Genomic DNA, 25,766 nt, shown 5'->3' on the forward strand with positions numbered 1-25,766 from the left:
CAGGCCGCGTAAAGGAGCAGGGGACATGTTGTTTGAGAAGCAGAGGATTAAGCTGCAGAAGGCCAGCATACGGTATATTATATTCATCTACTTTACGCTGACGGCCCTGGCCGCCAGTATATTTATAGGTATTTCCCTGTATTCCAGGCTGTCGGGCCAGATGTCCGCCACCATCCGGGAGGAGAACCAGATTCTGATTAATCAGATAACCAGGTCTATGGAGGATTACCTGCGCACCGTGATGAAGCTGTCGGATTCCCTGTATTACGGCGTTGTCAAGAACGCGGACCTGGCAAGCGGCTCCATCGGAAGCGAGATGACCCTTCTCTACGACAACAACAAGGACAATGTGGAGAACATTGCCCTGTTGTCCAAAGAAGGAAAGCTGCTGGAATCCGTGCCGGCGGCCCGTCTTAAGACCAATGTGGATGTTACCGGGGAAAACTGGTTTACCTCCTCCCTGGAAAAGACGGAAAACATGCACTTTTCCACGCCCCATGTCCAGTACATCTTTGACGGCAGCGAGAACCAGTACCGGTGGGTTATCTCCCTGTCAAGGGCGGTTGAAATCACCCAGGGCCCTTCCACGGACCAGGGCGTCCTGCTGATTGATATCCGCTACAGCAGTCTGGAGCAGCTGTTCGACGGGGTAAACCTGGGAAACGGAGGCTATGTCTATCTGATTAGCAGCAGCGGGGAAATCATATACCATCCCCAGGCCCAGCTGATTGACTCGGGAATCGTCCGGGAGAACAACCTGGAGGTATCCGGCCTCAGAGACGGCAATTACCGGCAGACCGTGGATGGGGTAAAACGCACTGTCACCGTGAAGACCGTGGGATACACGGGCTGGAAGGTGGTGGGGGTGACGCCTCTTGACGGTGTGTCCCTGAACAACATCAAGACAAAGCTTCTGGTGATTTTTATGATTGCTTTTGTTCTCTTTATCATGACCATCATCAATTCCTATATCTCATCCAGGATAACAGACCCCATCAAGGAACTGGAAAAATCTGTAAATGAAATCGAGGCAGGCAACCTGGAAACAGAGGTCAGAAGCGGAGGCTCCTATGAGATACAGCATCTTGGCAATTCCATACAGAACATGGCCAGGCAGATACGCAGGCTGATGGACGATATTGTGGCGGAGCATGAATCCAAACGAAAGAGCGAATTCGATACCCTCCAGGCACAGATTAACCCCCATTTCCTATATAACACCCTGGACATCATTGTATGGATGATTGAAAATGAAAACCTGTCCGACGCAGTGCGGGTCGTGACGGCCCTGGCTAGGTTTTTCCGCATCAGCCTCAGCAGGGGGAAGAGCATCATCACGGTCAGGGACGAGCTGGAGCATGTGCGCAACTACCTTATGATTCAGCACATGCGCTATAAAAACAAATTCACCTACACGGTGGAAGCAGGGGAGGATGTCACTGACCTGGCCAGCCTTAAGCTTATCCTTCAGCCTCTTGTGGAAAATGCCATCTATCACGGCATGGAATTCATGGACGGAGACGGCGAAATCCGCATCAGGGCATGGCGCCGGGACAAGGATTTGTATATGAGCGTATCGGACAACGGCCTGGGCATGACCCGGGAGCAGGTGAAACGGCTCTTCGGGGATACGGACCATGTGCCGTCGGGCAGAGGCTCCGGTATCGGGGTCAGGAATGTGAACGAGCGCATCAGGCTGTATTTTGGAAACAGCTACGGACTGGAAATAGAGTCAGAGCCGGATGACGGGACAACGGTCACGGCCCATCTGCCGGCCATCCCCTATGAGGAAGTAAAGAATACGGAAAGTCCATGATAAATAGAATCGTGGAAAGGTGAGGAAGCCTATGTTAAATAAAGGGAAAATTCTCTGGTGCATATGGGCCGGTATCCTGGTCCTGCTGTTTTTGATGTCCTCCACGGACCTGATTATCACGGAAAAGAAAGTTGAGGTATATCCCATTTCCGTTATCGTGGAGGGTGATAACGACGATTACTATGTGAATTTCAAAAAGGGTATGGACCAGGCGGCGGTGGAGTTCCATGGGGACGTCAGCTTCATCACCCTTTATGCCCCGGATGACCAGGCGCAGCAGATGGAGCTGGTAAAAAGGGAAATCAGGGACGGAACCAGGGCGGTTATTCTGGCGCCGGTGAAGACGGAGGAGGCTGTAAAGGAGTTGGAGGACATGAGTCCCGGCTGCCCTGTCATTCTTCTGGGCCAGCCCCCGCTGGGAGGCCAGTCCCCGGACACCATCGGCGTGGACGGCAGGGAGGTTGGCAGGCTTCTGGGCGGGGCGGCAGCGTCCCAGGCCCCCAGGGATGTGCCGGTCTACCTCTTTTGCAGGGGGCTGGACTATGGGGACAGCGCCCAGGTTTATGAGGGAGTCAGGACCGTGCTGGAGGAGCAGGGGTATCAATATCGGCTCATTGAGAGGGAAAACCAGGACACATACCGCCAGGCCATAGAGGAAACAGATTCTCCCGGAGGCGGCAGGATTACCATTATAGCTCTGGATGTACAATCACTGGACCAGGCCACACGGATACTGGAGGAAAACACCATATATCAGGGCAGGGTGGCAGGGCTCTACGGCGCCGGAAGCACCACCTCCCTACTCAGGGCCCTGGACAGGGGAATTGTCACGGGAATGACAGCGTATAACCAGTTTGACCAGGGATATCTGAGCGTAAAGCAGGCCGTGGAGGCCATCCAGGGCACGCGGCAGAAGCAGCAGACCCTGCTGGAGGCCATTTATGTGGATGAGGACAAATTAAGGGATAAGACATATGAGAAAATGCTTTATCCCATTGAGTAAAAAAGAAAAGACTGTAAATTGGGAAAAGACGCGGTAAGGAAAGGGGCATTGCGGTGAAGCGGAATTGGATGTATCTATTGGCGGCCTGTATGGGGGCGGCCATCCTCATAGGGCTGTGGCAGTACAGGGGAAACGAAGGCGGACGGCAGGCGGACAAGAATTCCATCCGCATCGGGGTTCTGCTCTACCGGGGGGACGACACCTTCATCGGTACCCTGCGCGCAGGCCTGGAGGACAAGGCAAAGGAATATGAACAGGAGACAGGCATCAAGGTAAAGCTGGACATCATGGATGCCAAGGGGAGCCAGAATACCCAGAACAGCCAGGTGGAGCGGCTGATTTCCCTTGGCTGCGATGCTCTGTGCATCAACAGCGTGGACCGTTCATCGGCATCCATCATCATTGACAAGGCCATGGACGCAGGCACTCCGGTGGTGTTCTTTAACCGGGAGCCGGTGGAGGAGGACATGAACCGATGGGAAAAGCTGTACTATGTGGGAGCGGACGCCAAGGAATCAGCCGTGCTCCAGGGAGATATCCTGGTGGATGCATACCAGAAGGATTCACGTACACTGGATGCCAATGGCAACGGTCTGGTAAGCTATGTGCTTCTGGAAGGGGAAACCAGCCATCAGGATTCCCTGATTCGCACGGAGTGGTCCATCCAGACCTTAAAGGACGGGAATGTGCCTCTGGAGAAGATTACGGGAGGGATTGCCAACTGGGACAGGAGCCAGGCGTCGGCCCTTATGGAACAGTGGCTGAAGGAGTATCCGGGACAGATTGAACTGGTGGTCAGCAACAACGACGACATGGCCCTGGGCGCCATTGACGCCATACACCGGGCCGGAATCGGGGCGAATTCCATCAAAGTAGTCGGCATAGACGGCACCCCTGTGGGTATCAAGGCCCTGGAGGAAGGGTATCTCTTCGGTACCGTGGAATCCGATAAGGAGAAGTATGCCCAGGCCATATTTGACATTGCCTGGAGCCTGTCCCTGAACCAGGACCCAAAGTCCAGGGTACCGCAGCTGGAAGGAAAATATTACTGGTGTCCCCAGAGGGCGCTGACCCAGGATGAGGCAAAATTGCTTAAAAACCAGTGAGTCATATGTAAAACGCCGATGAAAAAGGATAAAATCAAAGAAATTTTATAATCCTTCTATAAAAATCATATGGAAAAATGCACAATCAGGTCGTATAATGAACTTGTTGTTAAGCAAAAACAACCAAAGACAACAAAAATATAAGGGAGGAATTAAAAATGAAGAAAGCATTAAGTGTTGCTCTTGCGTGTTCCATGGCATTATCACTGGTTGCCTGCGGAGGCGGCAGCAAGCCAACAGAAGCACCAACCACAGCAGCTGCAGGGGATACCACAACCGCAGCGGCAGCAGACACAACCGCAGCTGATACAGCAGCGGCACCCGAAGCAGGCGCAGAGGTGGCAAACAAGGATAAGCCTTTGGTATGGTTTAACCGTCAGCCATCCAGCAGTGCAACAGGACAGCTTGATATGACGGCCCTGAATTTCAATAAGGATACATATTATGTAGGTTTCGATGCAAACCAGGGTGCTGAGCTTCAGGGAACCATGGTTAAGGATTACATTGAGAAGAACATTGATTCAATTGACCGCAACGGCGACGGAATCATCGGCTATGTTCTGGCAATCGGAGACATCGGACACAACGACTCCATCGCACGTACAAGAGGTATCCGTAAGGCTCTTGGCACAGCTGTGGAGAAAGACGGCAACATCAACAGTGACCCTGTTGGTACAAACGCAGACGGCACAGCAACCGTTGTACAGGACGGCTCCATCGAAGTAGGCGGAAAGACATATGTTGTCCGCGAGCTGGCTTCCCAGGAGATGAAGAACTCTGCAGGCGCTACATGGGATGCCGCCACAGCAGGCAATGCTATCGGCACATGGTCTTCCTCTTTCGGCGAACAGATTGATATAGTTGCATCCAACAACGACGGCATGGGCATGTCCATGTTCAACGCATGGTCCAAGGACAACAAGGTTCCTACATTTGGCTATGATGCAAACAGCGACGCAGTGGCTGCTATCGCAGAAGGCTACGGCGGCACAATCAGCCAGCATGCAGACGTACAGGCATACCTGACACTTCGTGTTCTGCGTAATGCACTGGATGGAGTTGATATTGATACAGGTATCGGCACAGCAGACGATGCAGGCAATGTCCTGAGCCCTGATGTATATGTTTACAAGGCAGATGAGCGTTCCTACTACGCACTGAACGTAGCTGTAACTGCTGATAACTATACAGATTTCACAGATTCCACCATGGTGTACGCACCTGTATCCAATCAGCTGGATGAGGCTTCCCATGCTACAAAGAATGTATGGCTGAACATCTACAACTCAGCTGACAACTTCCTTGGCTCCACCTATCAGCCTCTGCTTCAGAAATATGATAAGCTTCTCAACCTGAAGGTTGACTACATCGGCGGCGACGGACAGACAGAGTCCAATATTACAAACCGTCTTGGAAATCCAAGCCAGTATGACGCATTTGCCATCAACATGGTTAAGACAGACAATGCAGCTTCATACACATCTCTGCTTGAGCAGTAATATTCATTGAAACAACAAAAGTACACGATAAGAAGAATCGTGGAAAGGTAAAGATGTGCTGTTATTAGGGAGAAGAAATTCTCCCTAATATTTAATACTGAAACCTATCAATCTACATATACAGGAGTAAAATAATGGCAGATAAGAAAGATGATATCGTCTTATCAATACGCGGTATGAGCAAGTCCTTCGGCCGGAACAGGGTTCTGGACCATATCAACCTGGATGTGAAGCGCGGAACCGTTATGGGGCTTATGGGTGAGAACGGAGCTGGTAAGTCAACCATGATGAAGTGCCTTTTCGGCACCTACCAGAAAGACGAGGGAAATATCTTCCTGAATGGCAAGGAAGTAAGCTTTTCCGGACCAAAGGATGCTCTTGAAAACGGCATTGCAATGGTTCACCAGGAATTGAATCAGTGTCTGGAACGGAATGTAATTGATAATTTGTTCCTGGGACGTTATCCGGTTAATTCCATGGGTGTAATTGATGAAGGCAGGATGAAAAAGGAAGCCGCCGAGCTCTTTAGAAAATTGGGAATGACTGTAAACCTTACCCAGCCCATGGGCCGTATGTCCGTATCACAGAGGCAGATGTGCGAAATCGCCAAGGCCATCTCCTATAATTCAAGGGTGATTGTTCTGGATGAGCCCACCTCCTCCCTGACCGTACAGGAGGTTGACAAACTCTTCGAGATGATGAGGATGTTAAAGGAGCAGGGAATTGCCCTGATTTATATTTCTCACAAGATGGATGAGATTTTTGAAATCTGCGATGAGATATCCGTGCTTCGTGACGGAAACCTGGTTATGACAAAGAGCACCAAGGATGCAAATATGAATGAGCTGATTGCAGCAATGGTCGGCCGTTCCCTGGATAACCGGTTCCCGCCTGTTGACAATACCCCCGGCGACGTGATTCTGTCCATCCAGAATCTGTCCACAAAGTTTGAGCCTCATTTGCAGGATGTTTCATTTGACGTAAAAGAAGGAGAGATATTCGGGCTGTACGGCCTGGTAGGGGCAGGGCGCACGGAGCTTCTGGAAACCATCTTTGGTGTCCGAACCAGAGCGGCAGGACGTGTTTATTTTAATAACCGCCTTATGAATTTCAGCAGCGCAAAGGAAGCCATGGAGCATGGCTTTGCCATGATTACCGAGGAGCGCAAGGCAAACGGACTGTTTTTAAAGGGCGACCTTACCTTTAACACCACCATTGCCAATCTGCAGCAGTATATGTCGGGCATAGCGCTTTCCGATGCAAAGATGATAAAGGCCACGTCAAAGGAAATCAAAATCATGCATACCAAGTGTATGGGGCCTGACGACATGATTTCCAGCCTTTCCGGCGGCAATCAGCAGAAGGTTATCTTTGGAAAGTGGCTGGAGCGCAGTCCGCAGGTGTTTATGATGGACGAACCCACCAGAGGAATCGACGTGGGCGCAAAGTATGAAATATATGAGCTTATCATCAATATGGCGAAGCAGGGGAAGACAATCATTGTTGTTTCTTCTGAGATGCCGGAGATACTGGGAATTACAAACCGTATTGGTGTTATGTCAAATGGACGCCTTTCTGGAATTGTTAATACAAAAGAGACAAATCAGGAAGAACTTTTAAGGCTCAGTGCAAAATACCTATAAGGGGGATTCATGGATATGGCGAAAGGAAACAATGAGACTCTTACGGCTGAACAGGAAATGCAGCTGCGCCAGCCAATTGAGGAGTACGTTGGCGAAATTCAGAAAAAAATCGACAGTCTCAGAGCGGACGGTACAAACAGGGTAGTTGCCCTGCAGAACAGTATTGACGCAACAAAGAGAGACCGTTCCCTTACAAAGGATGAAAGGGAAAACAGGATTGCATCATGCAGCGCGGAGATGGAAAAAGCAAAGGCTGTTGAGGCAAAGAATAAGGATGAGATTGCAAAGTTAATCTCCGATGCCGAGAGCTACCTGAAGGCGCATTTTGATAAGGAATATTATCAGCCCTTAAAGGAAAGCTGCGAGCGGGAAAAAATTCTTGCAAAGGAAAAATACGACACAAAAGTTGCACAACTGAACAAAGAACATGAAAACACCCTCTCAAAGCTTACGGACCATCAGGAGATAAAGGATGAGAAGTATGTTCATAAGAACCGTCTGTTTGACGCGAAGATGGACCTGGACAAGGAGCTTCAGCGAATCAAGGACAGAAGGCATGCTGCCTTTGCATGGCAGTATCATCTGATTGATATGCTCCGCCTGTCTAAATTCACCTTCATGGAAACCAGGGCGCAGAAATGGGAGAATTATAAATATACATTCAACCGCAGGACATTCTTACTGCAGAATGGTCTGTATATCGCTATTATCCTGATTTTCATCGGACTGTGTATCGCTGCGCCGGTGATGAAAAACGTGAAGCTGCTTACCTATAATAATATTTTAAATATTCTCCAGCAGGCTTCCCCAAGAATGTTCCTGGCTCTGGGCGTTGCAGGACTTATCCTCCTTACCGGTACGGACCTCTCCATAGGGCGTATGGTTGGTATGGGCATGACCACAGCAACCATTATCATGCACCAGGGCATCAACACAGGCGCTGTGTTCGGCCACGTATTTGATTTCACAGGCATGCCCATTGGCGTAAGGGTTGTATTTGCCCTTGTTATGTGTATCATTTTATGTACCTGCTTTACGGCCATCGGAGGTTTCTTTACAGCTAAGTTTAAGATGCATCCATTTATTTCAACCATGGCCAACATGCTGGTGATTTTCGGTCTTGTGACCTATGCAACAAAGGGCGTTTCCTTCGGCGCCATTGAACCGGCCATTCCAAAGATGATTATTCCAAAAATAAACGGGTTCCCAACCATCATTCTCTGGGCAGTGGCTGCCATTGTGATTGTATGGTTTATCTGGAACAAGACCACCTTCGGCAAGAACTTATACGCAGTAGGCGGCAACCCGGAAGCAGCAGCTGTTTCTGGTATCTCCGTATTCTGGGTAACCATGGGAGCATTCATTCTGGCAGGTATCCTTTACGGATTCGGTTCCTGGCTGGAATGCGCAAGAATGGTAGGTTCCGGCTCCGCTGCTTACGGCCAGGGCTGGGAGATGGATGCAATTGCAGCCTGCGTGGTTGGCGGCGTATCCTTTACCGGCGGTATCGGTAAGATTTCAGGTGTAGTAGTGGGCGTGCTTATTTTCACCGTACTTATCTACTCCCTTACCATTCTCGGTATCGACACAAACCTTCAGTTCGTATTCGAGGGCATCATCATCATAACCGCAGTAACACTTGACTGCTTGAAGTATGTCCAGAAGAAGTAATTGGAAAAGATAGGTGTTTCCGCCCGTATTTCCAAGACGCTGAAAACCGGCTGAATACAAGAGGCTGGCTGCCAAAACTCGCAGCCAGCCTTTTCATGTATTTTAGATATTGGGCTCAAACACTCTTCCCCTCACGGACGGATGCACCTAACCTCTCCAAGCATCCCCTAAACCCCACACGCCAACTTACTATTTTGATATTCCCCCGTAAACGTAACATCCCTGCCAAACCATTCCGGGGGCTGGAAGGACAGGGCTTCTTCTTCAGTGGGAAATTCTACCTCGGCCAGAATGAGGCCGGCGTAGCGGCCTTCAAAGACATCCAGTTCAATGGTCAGATGGCCTGGGCTGTCCAGGGGGATGAGATAGCGTTTTTTGGTGAGCACAATGCCGTCGGCCTTGGGGAGCAGGTGGGAGTAGGCTTCGCGGGTCAGCGGAAGGTTGTATTCTTCCCTGGACAGAAGACCTTTGCCTTTGTAGGTGAGATAGTAGTCTTCGTCCTCCTGCCGGATGCGGACCACCGGGCCGGTGCAGAGATAGGCTTGCTCAATCTGATGGAAGGGATGGGTGTCATAGCCTTCCGGAAGACGGGGAACCAGGAATTTACGTTCGATTTCCATATGGTAAAACCTCCTTGCTGTGATTGTCGATTAGTGGATTTTACTAACTATTTTTATTTTTTCCATTTTACAATCATATCATTTAACTCTTTCCCTGAAAAGTGATAAATGATAAAATACAATTACTATGCGATAAATGGCGGAAAGGGAGATTATCATGGCAAAGGTTTATGCATTTCTTGCGGATGGACTGGAAGAGGTTGAATGTCTTGCGGTTGTGGACGTGCTCCGGCGTTCCGGTGTGGAGGTGACACTGGTGTCTGTTACAGGGAACAGGAACGTGACTGGTTCCCATGGGATTGAGTTGGGGACGGACGCCCTGTTTGAGGATGTGAACCCGGATGTGGCGGATGTGCTGTTCCTGCCCGGAGGGATGCCGGGAACGAACAATCTGAAAGCGCACAAGGGCCTGGGAGTGGCTGTGGAGTGTGCCAACAAGCAGGGCAGAAGGATTGCGGCCATCTGTGCAGCGCCAAGCATCCTGGGGAGCATGGGGCTCTTAAAGGGCAGGACGGCCACCTGTTATCCGGGATTTGAGGACCAGCTCACAGGCGTGTCCTACACCAGCCAGGGTGTTGTGACGGACGGCAACATCACCACCGGCAGGGGCCTGGGATTTGCCCTTGATATGGGACTGGAACTGATTCGCCTGCTTCAGGGTCCCCAGCAGGCCCAGAAGATTGCAGCGGCAATCCAGTACAACTGGGGATAACATCCGGACGAGGGAAACTCCCGTTCTGTTCCATATCATGGGTATGTGGGATGGAATGGAAGTTTTTTTTGTAAAAAACGCTGGTGTTTTTAAAATGAGCATGCTATAATGGTACATTGAAGTGTAGCGCCCTCATGGATTATGGGCGAACCACATATATTTTAAGGAGGAACCCGTAAAAATGAGTGTACAAGTAGAAAAATTAGAAAAAAACATGGCCAAACTGACAATAGAGTTAAGCGCAGAGCAGTTTGAGGATGCAATGAAAAAAGCCTTCAATAAGAGCAAGAACAAATTTAATATTCCAGGCTTCCGTAAGGGCAAAGCACCTCGCGCCATGATTGAAAAGATGTATGGCGAAGGCATCTTCTATGAGGAGGCTGCCGATGAAGCTATCAACGCAACCTGCATGGAGGCAATGAATGAAAGCGGACTGGAAATCGTTTCCAGACCAGAAGTTGCCGTAGAGCAGATTGGCAAGGACAAGCCGTTCATCTATACTGCAACCGTAGCCGTAAGACCGGAGGTGACCCTGGGCGAGTACAAGGGCATTGAGGTAGAGAAGGTGGACGCTGCTGTTAAGCCGGAGGATGTGGAAGCTGAACTCAAGAAGGTGCAGGAGCAGAACGCAAGACTTCTGACCGTAGAGGACAGACCGGTTGCTGACGGCGACCAGACCGTCATCGACTTCGAGGGATTTGTTGACGGCAAGACATTTGACGGCGGCAAGGCAGCTGATTACCCTCTGACCATTGGTTCCCATTCCTTCATCGATACATTTGAGGAGCAGCTGGTTGGCAAGAACATCGGCGAAGAGTGCGAGATTAATGTAACCTTCCCGGAAGAGTATCATGCAGCAGAGCTGGCTGGCAAGCCGGCTACCTTTAAGGTGACTGTAAAGGAAATCAAGGTAAAGGAACTTCCGGAACTGGATGATGAGTTTGCAGGAGAGGTTTCCGAATTTGACACTCTGGATGAATACAAGAAGGATATTGAGGCAAAGATTCTTGAGAGAAAGCAGAAAGAAGCTGCTTCCGAAAACGAGAACCGTGTGGTTGACAAGGTAGTGGCAGGCGCATCCATGGAGATTCCTGACAGGATGGTGGAAGGCCAGATTGACAACATGGTTCAGGATACAGCCCGCCGTATGGAGAGCCAGGGTCTGTCTATGGACCTGTACATGAAATATACAGGTATGACCATGGAGCAGATGAGAGAGCAGATGAAGCCGCAGGCCTTAAAGAGAATCCAGACCAGACTGGTGCTTGAGGAAGTTGTAAAGGCTGAAAACCTGCAGGTTTCCGACGAAAGACTGGATGAGGAAATTGCCAAGATGGCGGCCACTTACCAGATGGAGGCTGACAAGTTAAAGGATTATATGTCAGACCGTGATAAGGACCAGATGAAGGAAGATATTGCTGTTCAGGAAGCGGTTGATTTCCTGGTAGCAGAAGCAAAACTGGTATAATTCACATATGATACGGGGGGTTCACAGCGCTTATTTGACTGGCTTTGAATCTCCCTGGTTTCTTATAAGTGAACGTCATTCCGCCGGGCGGGTGAAAGAACTGGCCGGGAGGGATGGCATGTATTGCGCGCAGACGCCTGAAAACAGGCGCCGCGTGCTCATAACTAGGAGGATGGTTATATGAGTTTAGTACCTTATGTCATTGAGCAGACCAGCCGCGGCGAGCGTTCGTATGACATTTATTCAAGATTGCTGAAGGAGAGAATCATATTCCTGGGCGAGGATGTAAACGATGTGTCCGCAAGCCTTGTGGTTGCACAGCTTTTGTTCCTGGAGTCAGAGGACCCCGGCAAGGATATCCATCTGTATATCAACAGCCCTGGGGGTTCTGTATCCGCGGGATTTGCCATCTATGACACCATGAATTACATCAAGTGCGATGTGTCTACCATCTGTATCGGTATGGCGGCCAGCATGGGCGCGTTCCTTCTTTCAGGCGGAGCCAAGGGCAAGCGTTTCGCTCTGCCCAATGCTGAAATCATGATACATCAGCCTTCCGGCGGGGCCAAGGGCCAGGCAACGGAAATTAAAATCGTGGCTGAGAATATATTGAAGACAAGAAAGAAATTAAACGAAATCCTGGCAGCAAACACAGGGAAGCCCCTGGAAGTAATTGAGCGCGATACAGAGCGCGACAATTATATGTCTGCATTGGAGGCCAAGGAATACGGCCTTATTGATGAAATCATCGCACATCATTAGTGCTGCAGCGCAGCGCTAAGGCATCAGGCCGGTAACGTAAAACAGCAAGTAAAGGATATGAAAGGTTAGGTATCGTATGCCAATGAGACCAGATGACACGATTCGGTGCTCCTTCTGCGGAAGGACACAGGATCAGGTACGGAAGATGATTGCCGGGGCAGGCAACAACAATGTGTATATCTGTGACGAGTGCATAGAATTGTGCTCTGAGATTCTGGAAGAGGAGCTGGAGGGACAGGATGAAGGGGAAAGCCCTGCACTGGCCGATATACGTCTCCTGAAGCCAAAGGAAATCAAAGCATTTTTAGACGAATATGTCATCGGACAGGATGACGCCAAAAAGGTGTTGTCTGTTGCGGTTTACAATCACTATAAAAGGGTTACGGCATGCCAGAACATGGATGTGGATGTGCAGAAGAGCAACATCCTCATGGTGGGGCCCACCGGTTCAGGTAAGACCTACCTGGCCCAGACCCTGGCTAAGATTCTCAATGTTCCCTTTGCCATTGCAGATGCAACTGCGCTGACAGAGGCGGGATATGTGGGCGAGGATGTGGAGAACATCCTGTTAAAGCTTATCCAGGCAGCTGATTATGATATCTCCCGTGCCGAATACGGCATTATATATATTGACGAGATTGATAAGATTACCAAGAAGTCCGAAAATGTATCCATCACCAGAGATGTTTCGGGCGAGGGCGTCCAGCAGGCCCTGCTTAAGATTCTGGAGGGTACGGTTGCCAGCGTTCCGCCTCAGGGAGGCAGGAAACATCCACACCAGGAGCTTCTTCAGATTGATACCACCAATATCCTGTTTATTTGCGGCGGTGCCTTTGACGGCCTGGAGAAGATAGTGGAGCAGCGCATCAGCGCAGGTTCCATTGGTTTCAACGCCGAGGTGGCGAGCAAGAACGACCTGAACATCGATGAGCTGCTCAAGAAGGTGGAGCCAAAGGATTTGACCAAATTCGGGCTGATTCCTGAGTTCATAGGCCGTGTGCCGGTGATGGTTTCACTGGAGCAGCTGACAAAGGAAGCCATGGTGCGCATCCTGTCAGAGCCGAAAAACGCTTTGACGAGACAGTACCAGAAGCTGTTTGAACTGGACAATGTAAAGCTGGAATTTACCCAGGAGGCTCTGGAGGAAATTGCACAGCTGGCAGTAGACCGCAAGATTGGCGCCAGGGGACTGCGTTCCATCCTTGAGTCAGTGATGATGGACCTTATGTATGAGATTCCGTCCGATGATTCCATCGGAATCTGTACCATTACCAGAGACGTAGTGAGAAAGGCAGGACAGCCGGAATTAGTATACCGCGACATGCCTCCTGCATCTGCCCGGAAACCGTTGTCAGAACGGCTTAGAGGGGACAGCAAGACAGGAGAAATTGCGTAGGCTGTCATGCTCCTGTGACAATTTAGAAGAGAGAAAGGGCCGCTGCAAATCAGATATGACCCGGACCAGAAGGCCTGTTTTCCGGCCGGTCCGGCACCTGCATTGCAGCGGCTTTTCAAATGGTTAAGATACAAGAGGTGAAGATTGAAAATGGGAGAACAAGTGATTACGATGCCCGTGGTGGCTCTCAGGGGCCTGACCATACTTCCGGGTATGGTATTGCATTTTGATATAAACAGGCCGAAATCAGTGGCAGCCGTAGAACGGGCCATGGTGGGTGACCAGAGACTGTTCCTTGTGGCCCAGAGACATCCTGAAATCGTTGAGCCGGAGCAGGGGGATTTGTTCCAGGTAGGCACCATCGCCGTGGTGAAGCAGCTGGTGAAGCTGCCGGGAAAGGTGGTCCGCGTGCTGGTGGAGGGACTGGAGCGGGCAGAACTTCTGTGCCTGGATGCCGAGGAACCGGCCATGATGGGCGAGATTGCCGCCATTGAGGCGGAGGAGGATGACCTGGACAGCCTGACCCAGGAGGCCATGCTGCGCATCCTGAAGGACAAGCTGGAGGAATATGGGAGAGTCAATCCCAAGATTACCAAGGAGATTCTGCCCAACCTGATGATGATTACCGGGCTGAATGAGATGCTGGACCAGATTGCCATCCAGCTGCCATGGGATTACACCATACGCCAGACCGTGCTGGAGAACAGTTCCCTGTCAGCCAGATACGAGGTAGTGATGCATACCCTGCTGACTGAGATGGAGATATACAGGATTAAAAAGGAATTCCAGGAAAAGGTAAAGGCCGATATTGACCAGAACCAGAAGGAATACATCCTCAGGGAGCAGATGAAGGTTATCCGCCAGGAGCTGGGCGAGGACGCTGTATCAGATGCGGACGAATACCAGAAGAGACTGGACGCACTGAAGGCTGACAAGGAAGTAAAGGAAAAGCTGCATAAGGAAATTGAACGCTTCCGCAACATGCCGGCTGGAAGCCAGGAGGCCAATGTACTGCGCACCTATGTGGAAACCTTGCTGGACCTGCCCTGGAAGAAGATGTCCAAGGACAATGATGACATCAAACATGCAGAGAAGATTCTTAATGAGGACCATTATGGACTGGAGCAGGTAAAGGAGAGAATCCTGGAATACCTGGCTGTCCGCGCCCTGACCAAGAAGGGCACCAGCCCCATCATATGTCTGGTGGGACCTCCGGGAACCGGCAAGACATCCATTGCCCGGTCCGTGGCAAGGGCCCTGAATAAGAAGTATGTGCGCATCAGCCTGGGCGGCGTCCGGGACGAAGCGGAAATCAGGGGGCACAGAAAGACCTATGTGGGCGCCATGCCGGGCCGTATCGTGGAGGGCATGCGTCAGGCCAGCGTGAGCAATCCGCTGATGCTTTTGGATGAGATTGACAAGGTGAGCAGCGATTACAAGGGCGATACCTCCTCCGCGCTTTTGGAGGTGCTGGACGGAGAACAGAATGTGAAATTCAGGGACCACTATGTGGAGCTGCCCATTGACCTGTCCCAGGTCCTGTTCATTGCCACGGCCAACACCACCCAGACCATACCGGGCCCGCTGCTGGACCGTATGGAACTGATTGAGGTCAACAGCTACACGGAAAATGAGAAGTTCCACATAGCCAGGGACTACCTGGTGGCAAAGCAGATGGAGCGCAACGGCCTGAGGGACAGCCAGATTACATTTTCTGATAAGAGTTTGGAGAAAATCATACACAACTATACCAGGGAAGCAGGGGTCAGGAACCTGGAGCGCCGCATCGGGGACGTGTGCCGCAAGGCGGCCAGGCAGTTCCTGGAGGATAAGAAGAAGTCCATCAAGATTACGGAGAGCAACCTGGAGAAATACCTTGGCAAGGAAAAGGTGACCTTTGAAAATGCCAATGAGCAGGACGAAGTCGGTATTGTCCGCGGTCTGGCCTGGACCAGCGTGGGAGGCGACACCCTTCAGATAGAAGTCAATGTGATGCCGGGCAAGGGCAGCCTTCTGATGACCGGACAGTTAGGCGATGTGATGAAGGAATCCGCCCAGACAGCCCTGACCTATGTGCGGTCCGTGTGCCCCCAATATGAGATTGCCGATGATTACTTTGAAAAGCACGACCTCCACATCCATATCCCGGAGGGAGCCGTGCCCAAGGACGGGCCGTCTGCGGGAATTACCATGGCCACAGCCATGCTGTCCGCAGTGACGGGCAGGAGTGTCCAGTCCAAGGTGGCCATGACGGGAGAGATAACCCTCCGGGGACGGGTCCTGCCCATCGGAGGACTGAAAGAAAAAATACTGGCAGCCAAGATGGCCCACATAGAAAAGGTACTGGTGCCTGATAAGAACCGGCCGGATATGGCGGAGCTGTCCAAGGAAATCACCAAGGGTCTGGACATCGTGTATGTAAAGGCCATGGAGGACGTGGTGTCGGAGGCGTTTGTTTAGACGCGGCATCGGAGACGTTTGTACAAGCAACGGCCAACGGATAGGAATTAGGAGAAGGAAATATGATTATAAGAGACGTGAATCTGGAGACAGTGTGCGGCGTGACCAGCAAGATGCCGGAAAATATATTGCCTGAGTTTGCATTTGCAGGCAAGTCCAATGTGGGGAAGTCATCCCTCATCAATGCGCTGATGAACCGCAAGGCATATGCAAGGACTTCCTCCCAGCCGGGCAAGACCCAGACCATCAATTTTTACAACATCAACGGGGCATTGTACTACGTGGACCTGCCGGGTTACGGCTATGCCAAGATAGCGGTTGAGGTCAAGGAAAAATGGGGCAAGATGATAGAACGGTATCTCAGGAATTCCCAGATGCTTAAGATGGTGTTCCTGCTCATTGATATCCGCCATGAACCCTCAGCCAACGATAAGATGATGTTTGACTGGATTACCTACAACGGATACCATCCCGTCATCATCGCCACCAAGATGGACAAGATTAACCGGAGCCAGGTGCAAAAGCATGTGAAGATGGTGCGGGAAGGCCTGGGGATGGAAAAGGACGGCATCATCATTCCGTTTTCGGCAGAGACAAAGCAGGGCAGGGATGAGATATGGGACCTTATTGAGGGGAATCTGTAGAAGCTCTGTATGTCTCAAATAGAACCTGAATTTATAAAGTAAAAAGGGCCTGATTTCCTGGCAGATGGGTATTACTTGCAGGAAGTCAGGCCTTTTGGCGCTGATTTTGTATGGTTTTACAGCAAGCTCTGCTGGGAAGGCGTCATTGGTACTGCTCCTTCACCAGCTCGATAAAATACCTTCCGTAGGACGGAATATACCGGCCCTTCTGATATACCGCATACAGCGTGGTCACAGTGGCGGGCTCTCCCACGGAAAAGCACAGAGGGGGATTGTCAAAATGTATTTTCCTGACATAGGATTCAGGGGCCAGGCAGAGGGCTGTGCCGGAGGCTGCCAGACGTATGGCGATATCGCTGTTGCGGGTAAACAAAAGGACCGGCGGGTTTATGCCGGCCTTTTTAAACAGCCCGGCGGATATCCGGCCTGTGGTCTGGTCCTGTGGATGCAGGATATAGGCTTCCTGTTCCGTATGCCGGATATCCATCCAGGGATAGCAATACCCGTCCCTGACCACTGCCTTTTCTGCCAGAGGATGATGGGGGGAGGCCACCAGAACGATTTCTTCCTGTCCCAGGTACTCCGCTGTCTGGGCGGGGTCCGTGGCCGTGGAATTATAGATGGCAAAGTCCACATTGGGGGAAAGGGCCAGCTGCTTTTCAACGGAGTGGGATTCCTCCAGAAGATGAATCTGTACATCCGGGTACCGGGAATAAAAACGGGACAGTATATCCGGCAGCAGGCAGGAGCCGCGCATCAGTGCCACTGCAATGGTCAGCTGTCCCTTTTCCTCCCCCAATAAATCCTCGCATTCTGAGTTCCAGTCAGAACCTATCTGGAAGATTTTTTCCGCATAATCCATATAACGGTTGCCGATATGGGTGGGGACCAGGTCATTGCCAATGCGGCTGAACAGAGGGGAGCCTATCTGGCGTTCTATATTCTTTACGGCCTTGCTCAGGGCAGACTGTGTAATGAACAGGGAGTCTGCCGCCTTTGTGATGCTTCCATATCTGCGTATGGCCAGCATATACCGTATTTCTTTTGATATCATCTGTACACCTCCAATGAAAAAAATTCATAACTTGGATGATTATTATGACTTTGACACCTACCTATGCACATTGTATAATAAAAATCATATACAATCAAGGGTTTCATCAATATTGCTGAATGGAGGCGCCATGGAAACAGAGAGAGCGGATTTTCTTGTAAGAGGGGCAAAGGTCTATAACAGCTACTTTAAAAAGTTTGTATCGGCAGATGTATCTGTATTGGGAGGGAAATTCTTATACATTGATTCCCGCAGGTCAGGCGCAGTTAAGGCTGACAGGACAGTGGATGCAGAGGGTATGTACATGGTGCCCGGATTGATTGACATACATATGCATATTGAGAGTTCCATGCTGACGCCGGGAGCGTTTTGCAGGCGGCTGGCGGAATGCGGGGTTACAACCATTGTGTCGGAGCCCCATGAGATGGCCAATGTGAACGGGATGCAGGGGGTTCTGGATATGATTCGGGCAGGGGAAAACAGCCCGGTTGATATTTTCTACGGGATTCCCAGCTGCGTGCCCTCCACCTCCCCTGAGTTAGAGACTACCGGAGGCATCATAACCTGTGAGGAGATGGAAGGCCTGAAGGAAAATCCCTGGGTGGCCTGTGTGGGGGAGGTCATGAACTACAGGACCGTTATCCGGGAAAACCAGCTGGAAATTACCCGGTTCCTTAAAAAGCTCCGCCAACAGGACCGCATCTTTCCCATTGAAGGGCATTGTCCGGCGCTGCTGGACCTGGATTTGGCAAAGTTCCTGTATCTTGGCATCAATGGGGACCATACGGAGCACAGCATGGAAGAACTGGAACAGAGGTTTGCCAATGGCATGTTTATGGAAATCCAGGAAAAGATGCTGCGGAGAGAGGTTCTGGACTACATCAGGGAACATGGTCTGGAGGAACATTTCTGCTTTGTCACAGACGATGTCATGGCGGACACCTTTTGTACCCAGGGCCATCTGGATGCCCTGGTGCGCAGGGCTGTGGAGCTGGGAATGACGGCGGAACAGGCAATCTATAACGCCTCCTTTACCCCGGCCAGACGGATGAACCTTTTGGACCGGGGGGCAATTGCTCCGGGAAAAACAGCTGATTTCCTGCTGCTCAGTGATTTGGATGGGTTTTCTGTTGCATCTACCTATAAGAACGGAAACTGTATCTGGAGCAGGGGACAGGTAACTGCGGAACAGACCCGGGACATGCGTTTTCCGGAGCCCTATTACCACAGTATCCGGCTGGATTACCAGGAACAGAGCCGGTTTGCGGTTCCCATGGAGCCGGATTCCGGCACAGTCCGGGTCCGGGTCATGGAGATTCAGGATGGCTCCACCAGGACAACGGAAAAAATCCTGGATATGCCGGTGAAGGACGGCATCCTCCAGTGGGAAGGTTCAGGCTGCCTGCTGGCCGCGGTATTCGAGCGGTATGGCAAGGGCCGGGCAGTTGGATACGGACTGCTGACCGGCGACTGCCACAAACGGGGAGCCGTTGCTACCAGCTATGCACATGACTGCCACAACGTCCTGGTGGCCGGCGCGAATCCTGCAGATATGAAGCTTGCCCTTAACCGCGTCATAGAGATGCAGGGCGGCATGGCCGTGGCGGATGCAGGAACGATACAGGCAGAGCTGCCTCTTAATGTGGGCGGTATTTTATCGGACCGGCCGGCAAGGGAGGTGGGGGAAAAGCTGGCCGGGGTACGCGGGGCAATGGCAGACCAGGGTTACAGACATTACAACCCCATCATGTCCTTCTGCACCCTGACCCTTCCAGCCAGCCCTGCCTTAAAGCTGACCGATAAGGGGCTGATTGATGTAAAAGCCTGTAAAATCGTGCCGTTGAAAATGGAAGAGTAAATCAAAAGGAGGATTAATCATGTCAAAGGAAACTGAAGGTACAGCCAAGAGGGGAGCTTCCGGCACCTGGATTGACAGGCAATTCCGTCTGACAGAGCATGGGACCACGGTGCGTACGGAGATTCTGGCCGGTATCACCACATTTGTTACCATGGCATATGTGCTGGGAACAGTCCCCAATATCATGGCCAATGCAGGGCTTGACAGAGGGGTCATGCTCACATCCATGATTTTGCTGATTATTGTCACCACAGTGGCCATGGCCCTGGTGACAAACCGCCCGTTTGCCCTGGCCCCCGGGCTGGGCAGTGTGGCAATCGTGTCGGGAATGATTGCCAACAGCGGGATTTCGCCTGAAATTACGGCGGGTGTAATTTTCTGGAGCGGTGTTATTTTTATTGTGATTTCCTATATCGGTCTCAGGGATGCTGTTGTAAATGCCATTCCCGCCAGCCTGAAACATGCAGTCAGCGCAGGCGTGGGCCTGTTCATCGCTTTGCTGGGATGTAAGAATGCAGGACTGATTGTTGCCCTGGAAGGCAAGAATAACCTGGCCTTCGGAGACTTAAGTTCTGCTTCCGTGCTTCTGGCGCTCATTGGATTCCTGCTGATTCTTATCACCAAGCAGATGAGGGTGCCGGGATACATGATTTTTTCCATTCTGATTACCACTCTGGCCGGTATCCCCATGGGCCTGACTAAGATGCCCGAGGCATTTTTCATGGCGCCCAGCTCTCCCTTTGGCCAGTTCATGAAGATTGATTTCCTGGGAGCACTGCAGTTTGCCTATCTGCCGTTTTTGATTGCCATGTTTGTGCCGGATTTCTTCTCTACCTTCGGCACAGCCCTGGGCGTGGGCGCAAAGGCCGGGTTCCTGGACAAGGACGGCAACCTTCCGGGCATAGACAAGGTGTTTAAGGTGGATGCCATTGCAACCGCTCTGGGCAGCCTGTTCTGTATGCCGTGTATGACTACCTATCTGGAATCCTCCTCCGGCGTGGAGGCAGGAGGGAAGACCGGACTGACACCCATTTCCACAAGTGTCTGTTTTGCCTTTACCCTTCTGCTGACGCCGTTTGCGCTGATGATTCCGTCGGCTGCAACGGCTCCGGCCCTTATTATCATCGGAGTGGGCATGCTCAATTCCATGCGCAACATCAACTATGATGATTTTACGGAATCCTTCCCGGCATTTATCTGTGTTGCATTTACCATATTTGCAAATAATATTGCCAATGGAATCTGCGTGGCCCTGCCGGTTTATGTGGTCCTGAAGCTGGCCTCCGGCAAGATTAAGGAAATGCCTAAAATCATGTATGTGCTGCTGGGAGTATGCGTGCTGTATTTTTACAGTATCATTAAATAGCAGCAGAGAGCCGCTGGGTCCTTTACGCCATTCTGCACGGATGCTTTTTGCAGGTGGCCAGGCTCACTGCCACCAGCAGGATGCCGCAGACAACGGCGCCGGGAACGGTTTCCCCCAGTCCCCAGGGATTGCCGGCCAGTTTCCAGCCCACACATACCGCGAAGCCGCCCGTCATGGCAGATATGATGCCCTGACTGGTGGCTTTTTTCCAGTACAGGGCCGCCAGGGAGGGAAGACCTGCTGCGGCAGCATAGAAGGACCAGGCAAACATGAGCACATTGTAGGCGTTCTTGATGTAAAGGGCAATAATCAGGGCGCCCATGGCCAGGACCACGGACATGACGCGGGACATGAGAATTTCATGTTTCTCCGTCATTTCCGGCATGAAATTTTTTCCAAGGTCGTGTACAAAGGTCTGGACAGATACCAGCAGATAGCTGTCCGCAGTGGACATCATGACCGACAGGATGCCTGCCAGGGCCAGTCCCGTAAGGCCGGGAGGCAGAATGCTTACAGCCAGGGCCGGTACAACGGCATCAGAGCTTCCGTAGGAGGCCACCACATCCGGCAGAATCTGCCTTCCTGCCAGTCCCATGAAGAATACCAGGGCAATGGTTATCATGTAAATGGAAGTGCCCCAGAACATACCCTGGGTGGCCGCCTTCTTACTCTTGGCTGCAAAGGCCCTCTGCCACATCTCGGCCCCTGCCAGGGTGAACACCAGATAGGTGACAATATCGCCCAGAATGCTGCCGTTGATATGAGGGACCAGGTAGGATTTGTCCAGGTTCTGCCAGAAGGAGGAAAAGCCTCCCAGGTACCGCAGGCTGGAAAAGGGAATCAGGATGTAGACAAAGATAATCAGCATGAAGAACTGAAGCACATCCGTGTACACCACTCCGAAAAGGCCGGATGCAGCGGTGTAGATGATGAAGATAAGAGTGGCTGCAAGGGCGCCGGCTTCATAGCTGATGCCGAATTCATTTCCCAGCATTTTGATGATGGTGGCGGTGGCGGTTACCTGGGCAGCTACCGTGCCCATCATGGTGAATACAATCATGAAGGCCAGGATGCAGCGGGCGGTCCGGTTGAACCGGTAGTGAAAAAGCTCCGGTATGGAATTGATGTTTCTGGTGAAGCCAACCTCCTGGATACGTCCGGCGATGGCTGAGAAGATGAACATGCCGATGAGATAGGGGATGGCGGTCATGACCGCCTTAAAGCCAGTGGTGTAGGCAATGCCTGCCCGTCCCATCATGGCGCTGCCGCCGATGATGGAGGCGCATACAGTGGCAGTCAGCACAAAGGGGCCAAGGGTTCTGCCTGCAACGTAGTAATCGCCTGTATTCTTGATTCGTTTGACGAACCATACGCCCACAAAAAGCATTCCTATCATATAGAGGACAATGATGGCCAGATCCAGGTTAGTGAGTTCATGCATATATCAGGTCTCCTTTCGTTGGGGCGCCGCCTTGGGAGGGTGCGGTGATGGGGAATATCCTTGGATGTATTCAGTTTTAGGTAAAGGAAAAGAACGGACTTAACAAAAGAAACCGTCTGCATGGATGCAGACGGAAAAGTATACGACAATACAGCAAAATGATTTACCAGAATGTCCCTGTCCCTCTTCCGCCTATGAGATTAGCTGCCGGGTTCGGGAAAGAAAGGTTCCCTATCATCCGGGGCCGTAACAGGCCGGGCGGATGAATACACCCCAAAAAATCGGTTCTCCCACTGCTACATAGTAGCATTAAGCGACTTGGTATAATATTAACACTATCTTAACATTAAATATATCACAGAATGGGGAGCGTGTAAAGAAATATGCAGAAAAATGCCTTTTATTGGCACAACACCGGGCAAAAGCCTCAGATTCAACTCGACATATCCGGCATTTAGCGTATAATATATAAAGGTATGAATGAAAAATAAGACAGAGGGCGGAATGGAAATCCAGAGGCGCCCGGCTGTATCTGGAGGTATTATGTAATGGAAACGGGACCAATACGGGTGGCGGTCATGGCGGACACCCATGGAGTGCTCCGGCCGGAGGTGGAGAGGATTCTTGAAACCTGCGATGTGATTGTCCATGCAGGGGATTTTGACAATCAGATGCTGTATCACAAGCTGAATGTGGACCAGCCCTTGTATGCGGTAAGGGGGAATAATGACAGAGGATGGTCAGGGGGCCTTGGCCAGGTAAACCGGTTTGAAATCGGCGGGGTAAAATTCATCATGGCCCACGAACGTGTGGATATTCCCAGCATGCTTAAAGATATACAGGTAGTTATATTCGGCCATTCCCATATGTACTATCAGCAGGAAATCAGCGGAAGGCTTTGGCTGAATCCGGGAAGCTGCGGTTATAAGCGTTTTACCCTGCCCCTTTCCATGGCAGTGATGACCATTGAGGACGGGAAATATGAGGTGGAGACTATCTGGCTGGAGCATGGATACGGCACGCCCGGAGCAGCCACCGGCCAGAGAGAGAAGACCAGGGCCAGCAAGTATGAAAAACAGCAGAAGCGCTATAAACAGAAGGCGGGAAAGACAGCCGGCCAGAGCGGAACTTCCGGGGGAGCAGAACAGGCGGAAGGGGCCGGGGGAGCGCCAAAGGCAGCCAGGTACGGCGGACATCCGGCGGCCAAACCCGAGGCACCCAAGGCGGAAGCCCGTATGGTGACCGGTCCGGAGCAGGAGAAGGAGTATCTGTTCCTGATAGCGAAAATACTGCGTCTGAGAAAAGCAGGTGAATCCAGGGAATGGGTCATCCGGAATCTGGGAGAGAATTTCAGGCTGGCCGCAACCATCTACGACATATGCGAAAAAAAGCCGGACTCAAACGCCCGGCAGATTTTGGAACTGTTATTGGAACAACTTTCGTTTTAACCGGTACAGGAAATGGACTGATAGGAAAGGCATGGATAAAAGTCAGGATAAAAGTGACCGCATGACGTGGGCATAGATTTCCTGGCTTTTTGTTTTCCATGTATTGCACATGGATTCTGCCTGCTCCCTGTCGGGAACAGACAAATCCAGCCGAATCAGGGTTGTTTTGTTCTCACGGACCTCACAGTGGACAATGTAGTCCTGGTTGGTCCCCTTGTAGAAGTCGGCCGTGGTGCCCACCTCCTCCCGGAGACGGAACTTGTTTTCCTTAAGGTAATGGTCCATGTCCTCAATGATGGCGGAGGATATGTTCTTGCCGAAGAAGTTAAGGGTTTCCTCGCCCTCCCTGGTGATGTCATACCGGGTGCTGTTGTGGCTGGCCTCCTTGTGCACCAGGCCGGCGTCTTCCAGCTCGTTTAAGGCCTGCTGGAGGGTAAAGTAGGTGGTGTATTCATGCTCTGTGAAAAAGTTGGTGAGCTGGGCGTTGGTCAGGGGAAAGTTCACCTGCTTCAGCATATAGAGATTCATCAGTTTGTACAAGGTCATAGGTTCAGTCAGCATATCATACACACTCCATCAGGGTTTTCTTATTATTTTCTAATGTGGTCCTTTACCGCGCTGCTGACCACGTCTGCCACGCGGGGGTCAAAGGCTTCGGGAAGTATGTTCTCGTCGCTTAAATCCGCTTCATCCACCAGTCCGGCTATGGCCTCGGCGGCAGCCAGCTTCATCTCCTCGGTGATGGCGGCAGCACGGCCTTCCAGAGCGCCCTTAAAGATTCCGGGGAATACCACTACGTTGTTTACCTGGTTGGGGAAGTCGGAACGGCCGGTTCCAACCACCCGCGCCCCGGCAGCCTTTGCCAGGTCAGGCATGATTTCCGGAACAGGGTTTGCCATGGCAAAGAGAATGGCGTCCTTATTCATGGAGGCAACCATGTCCTGGGTCACGATTCCGGGAGCGGACACGCCCACAAAGATGTCAGCGCCCCTCATGGCGTCTGCCAGGGTACCTGTTTTATATTCCAGGTTGGTTACATCCATCATTTTTTCCTGCATCCAGTTAAGGCCGTCTGCTCCCTTGGTCAGTATGCCGCTCTTATCGCACATGGTGACATGGGCAAATCCATAGGTCAGCAGCAGCTTTGTGATGGCAACGCCGGCTGAACCGGCTCCGTTTACTACCACGCAGCAGTCCTCCTTCTTTTTGCCGGTCAGCTTCAGGGAGTTGATGACACCGGCCAGGACCACGATGGCAGTGCCGTGCTGGTCGTCATGGAATACAGGGATGTTCAGCCTCTCTTTTAATGCTTCCTCTATCTCAAAACATCTGGGGGCGGAGATGTCCTCCAGGTTGATGCCGCCAAAGGCAGGGGCAATGCGCACAACGGTCTCAATGATTTCCTGGGTGTCCTGGGTGTCCAGGCAGATGGGGAATGCGTTGACGCCGCCGAATTCCTTAAAGAGCACAGCCTTGCCCTCCATGACCGGCATGGCTGCCAGGGGACCTATATTGCCCAGGCCCAGTACGGCGCTTCCGTCGGAGACAACGGCAATGGCGTTGGATTTGATGGTGTACCGGTAAGCTGCCTCCGGGTCTTTTGCAATCACCCTGCAGGGTTCGGCAACCCCCGGGGTATAGGCAAGAGCCAGGTCCTCCCTGGATGCCACCTTTGCCTTTGATGTGGTTTCAAGTTTTCCCTTCCATTCCTCATGGAGCAGCAGTGCTTTTTCATTGGTTGTCATAATCCATTCCGTCCTTTTCCTTATATAATAGAAACACAAAAATGCATTTTTATA

The 25,766-nt window shown here is 51.4% G+C and carries 20 protein-coding genes and 1 riboswitch; of the genes, 15 read left to right on the plus strand and 5 right to left on the minus strand.

All coding sequences use genetic code 11. The features are described 5' to 3' along the window. The first annotated feature begins 25 nt into the window (after positions 1-25). From FGS84_RS22760 to FGS84_RS22785, 6 genes are all read left to right on the plus strand, one after another. A complete protein-coding gene (locus FGS84_RS22760) occupies positions 26-1,816 on the plus strand; it encodes a sensor histidine kinase (protein WP_138310610.1) in 1,791 nt (596 codons plus the stop codon). A 31-nt stretch (positions 1,817-1,847) separates the two neighbouring features. Further along, a complete protein-coding gene (locus tag FGS84_RS22765) occupies positions 1,848-2,819 on the plus strand; it encodes a substrate-binding domain-containing protein (RefSeq protein ID WP_138310611.1) in 972 nt (323 codons plus the stop codon). Positions 2,820-2,872: 53 nt separating this feature from the next. Then, positions 2,873-3,925 (plus strand): galactose ABC transporter substrate-binding protein, encoded by a 1,053-nt coding sequence (locus FGS84_RS22770; protein ID WP_319638370.1) that lies wholly within the window; start codon positions 2,873-2,875, stop codon positions 3,923-3,925. Between the two features lie 158 nt (positions 3,926-4,083). Beyond that, positions 4,084-5,424, plus strand: a complete 1,341-nt coding sequence (locus FGS84_RS22775) for a substrate-binding domain-containing protein (RefSeq protein ID WP_138310612.1) — start codon at positions 4,084-4,086, stop codon at positions 5,422-5,424. A 134-nt stretch (positions 5,425-5,558) separates the two neighbouring features. Continuing rightward, the gene (locus tag FGS84_RS22780) at positions 5,559-7,067 is read left to right on the plus strand and encodes a sugar ABC transporter ATP-binding protein (protein ID WP_138310613.1); all 1,509 of its coding nucleotides are present in this window, start codon (positions 5,559-5,561) and stop codon (positions 7,065-7,067) included. A 15-nt stretch (positions 7,068-7,082) separates the two neighbouring features. Beyond that, a complete protein-coding gene (locus tag FGS84_RS22785; protein WP_138310658.1) occupies positions 7,083-8,738 on the plus strand; it encodes a galactoside ABC transporter permease in 1,656 nt (551 codons plus the stop codon). 167 nt (positions 8,739-8,905) lie between these two features. Here the strand turns inward: FGS84_RS22785 and FGS84_RS22790 are convergent, their stop codons facing one another. Beyond that, positions 8,906-9,358: a CYTH domain-containing protein gene (locus FGS84_RS22790; RefSeq protein ID WP_138310614.1), complete on the minus strand. Its 453-nt coding sequence runs from the start codon at positions 9,356-9,358 to the stop codon at positions 8,906-8,908. A gap of 157 nt (positions 9,359-9,515) precedes the next feature. Between FGS84_RS22790 and FGS84_RS22795 the strand changes: the two genes are divergently transcribed. From FGS84_RS22795 to yihA, 6 genes are all read left to right on the plus strand, one after another. Then, positions 9,516-10,070, plus strand: a complete 555-nt coding sequence (locus FGS84_RS22795; RefSeq protein WP_138310615.1) for a DJ-1 family glyoxalase III — start codon at positions 9,516-9,518, stop codon at positions 10,068-10,070. Positions 10,071-10,251: 181 nt separating this feature from the next. Then, complete coding sequence (gene tig / locus FGS84_RS22800; RefSeq protein WP_138310616.1) at positions 10,252-11,538, plus strand: trigger factor; 1,287 nt, start codon at positions 10,252-10,254, stop codon at positions 11,536-11,538. Positions 11,539-11,718: 180 nt separating this feature from the next. Beyond that, positions 11,719-12,300, plus strand: coding sequence for an ATP-dependent Clp endopeptidase proteolytic subunit ClpP (gene clpP, locus FGS84_RS22805; protein ID WP_138310617.1), 582 nt, complete (start codon positions 11,719-11,721; stop codon positions 12,298-12,300). 76 nt (positions 12,301-12,376) lie between these two features. Beyond that, on the plus strand, positions 12,377-13,696 hold the full coding sequence (gene clpX, locus FGS84_RS22810; protein WP_138310618.1) for an ATP-dependent Clp protease ATP-binding subunit ClpX: 1,320 nt from the start codon (positions 12,377-12,379) through the stop codon (positions 13,694-13,696). Positions 13,697-13,846: 150 nt separating this feature from the next. After that, positions 13,847-16,156: an endopeptidase La gene (gene lon / locus FGS84_RS22815; RefSeq protein ID WP_138310619.1), complete on the plus strand. Its 2,310-nt coding sequence runs from the start codon at positions 13,847-13,849 to the stop codon at positions 16,154-16,156. A gap of 62 nt (positions 16,157-16,218) precedes the next feature. Then, positions 16,219-16,800 (plus strand): ribosome biogenesis GTP-binding protein YihA/YsxC, encoded by a 582-nt coding sequence (yihA, locus tag FGS84_RS22820; RefSeq protein ID WP_138310620.1) that lies wholly within the window; start codon positions 16,219-16,221, stop codon positions 16,798-16,800. Positions 16,801-16,942: 142 nt separating this feature from the next. Here yihA and FGS84_RS22825 read toward each other — a convergent pair whose 3' ends face one another. After that, on the minus strand, positions 16,943-17,854 hold the full coding sequence (locus tag FGS84_RS22825) for a LysR family transcriptional regulator (RefSeq protein WP_138310621.1): 912 nt from the start codon (positions 17,852-17,854) through the stop codon (positions 16,943-16,945). A 130-nt stretch (positions 17,855-17,984) separates the two neighbouring features. On the opposite strand from FGS84_RS22825, the gene FGS84_RS22830 reads away from it, so the two are divergent. Then, complete coding sequence (locus FGS84_RS22830) at positions 17,985-19,712, plus strand: adenine deaminase C-terminal domain-containing protein (protein WP_138310622.1); 1,728 nt, start codon at positions 17,985-17,987, stop codon at positions 19,710-19,712. A 19-nt stretch (positions 19,713-19,731) separates the two neighbouring features. Beyond that, positions 19,732-21,078, plus strand: coding sequence for an NCS2 family permease (locus FGS84_RS22835; protein WP_138310623.1), 1,347 nt, complete (start codon positions 19,732-19,734; stop codon positions 21,076-21,078). 22 nt (positions 21,079-21,100) lie between these two features. On the opposite strand, the gene FGS84_RS22840 is transcribed toward FGS84_RS22835, so the two are convergent. Then, on the minus strand, positions 21,101-22,519 hold the full coding sequence (locus FGS84_RS22840) for a sodium:solute symporter family protein (protein WP_138310624.1): 1,419 nt from the start codon (positions 22,517-22,519) through the stop codon (positions 21,101-21,103). A gap of 174 nt (positions 22,520-22,693) precedes the next feature. Next, positions 22,694-22,845, minus strand: a riboswitch (cyclic di-AMP (ydaO/yuaA leader). Between the two features lie 222 nt (positions 22,846-23,067). On the opposite strand from FGS84_RS22840, the gene FGS84_RS22845 reads away from it, so the two are divergent. Next, the gene (locus tag FGS84_RS22845) at positions 23,068-23,967 is read left to right on the plus strand and encodes a metallophosphoesterase family protein (protein ID WP_138310625.1); all 900 of its coding nucleotides are present in this window, start codon (positions 23,068-23,070) and stop codon (positions 23,965-23,967) included. Between the two features lie 42 nt (positions 23,968-24,009). Here FGS84_RS22845 and FGS84_RS22850 read toward each other — a convergent pair whose 3' ends face one another. Together FGS84_RS22850 and FGS84_RS22855 are read right to left on the minus strand one after the other, a co-directional pair. Beyond that, positions 24,010-24,528 carry a DUF4364 family protein gene (locus tag FGS84_RS22850; RefSeq protein WP_138310626.1) on the minus strand — a complete coding sequence of 173 codons (519 nt, stop codon included), beginning with the start codon at positions 24,526-24,528 and terminating at the stop codon, positions 24,010-24,012. A gap of 29 nt (positions 24,529-24,557) precedes the next feature. Next, positions 24,558-25,712, minus strand: coding sequence for a malic enzyme-like NAD(P)-binding protein (locus FGS84_RS22855; protein WP_138310627.1), 1,155 nt, complete (start codon positions 25,710-25,712; stop codon positions 24,558-24,560). Positions 25,713-25,766 lie beyond the last annotated feature (54 nt).

Source organism: Clostridium sp. 1001271st1 H5 (genome assembly GCF_005845215.1).
Taxonomy (GTDB): Bacteria; Bacillota; Clostridia; order Lachnospirales; family Lachnospiraceae; genus Enterocloster.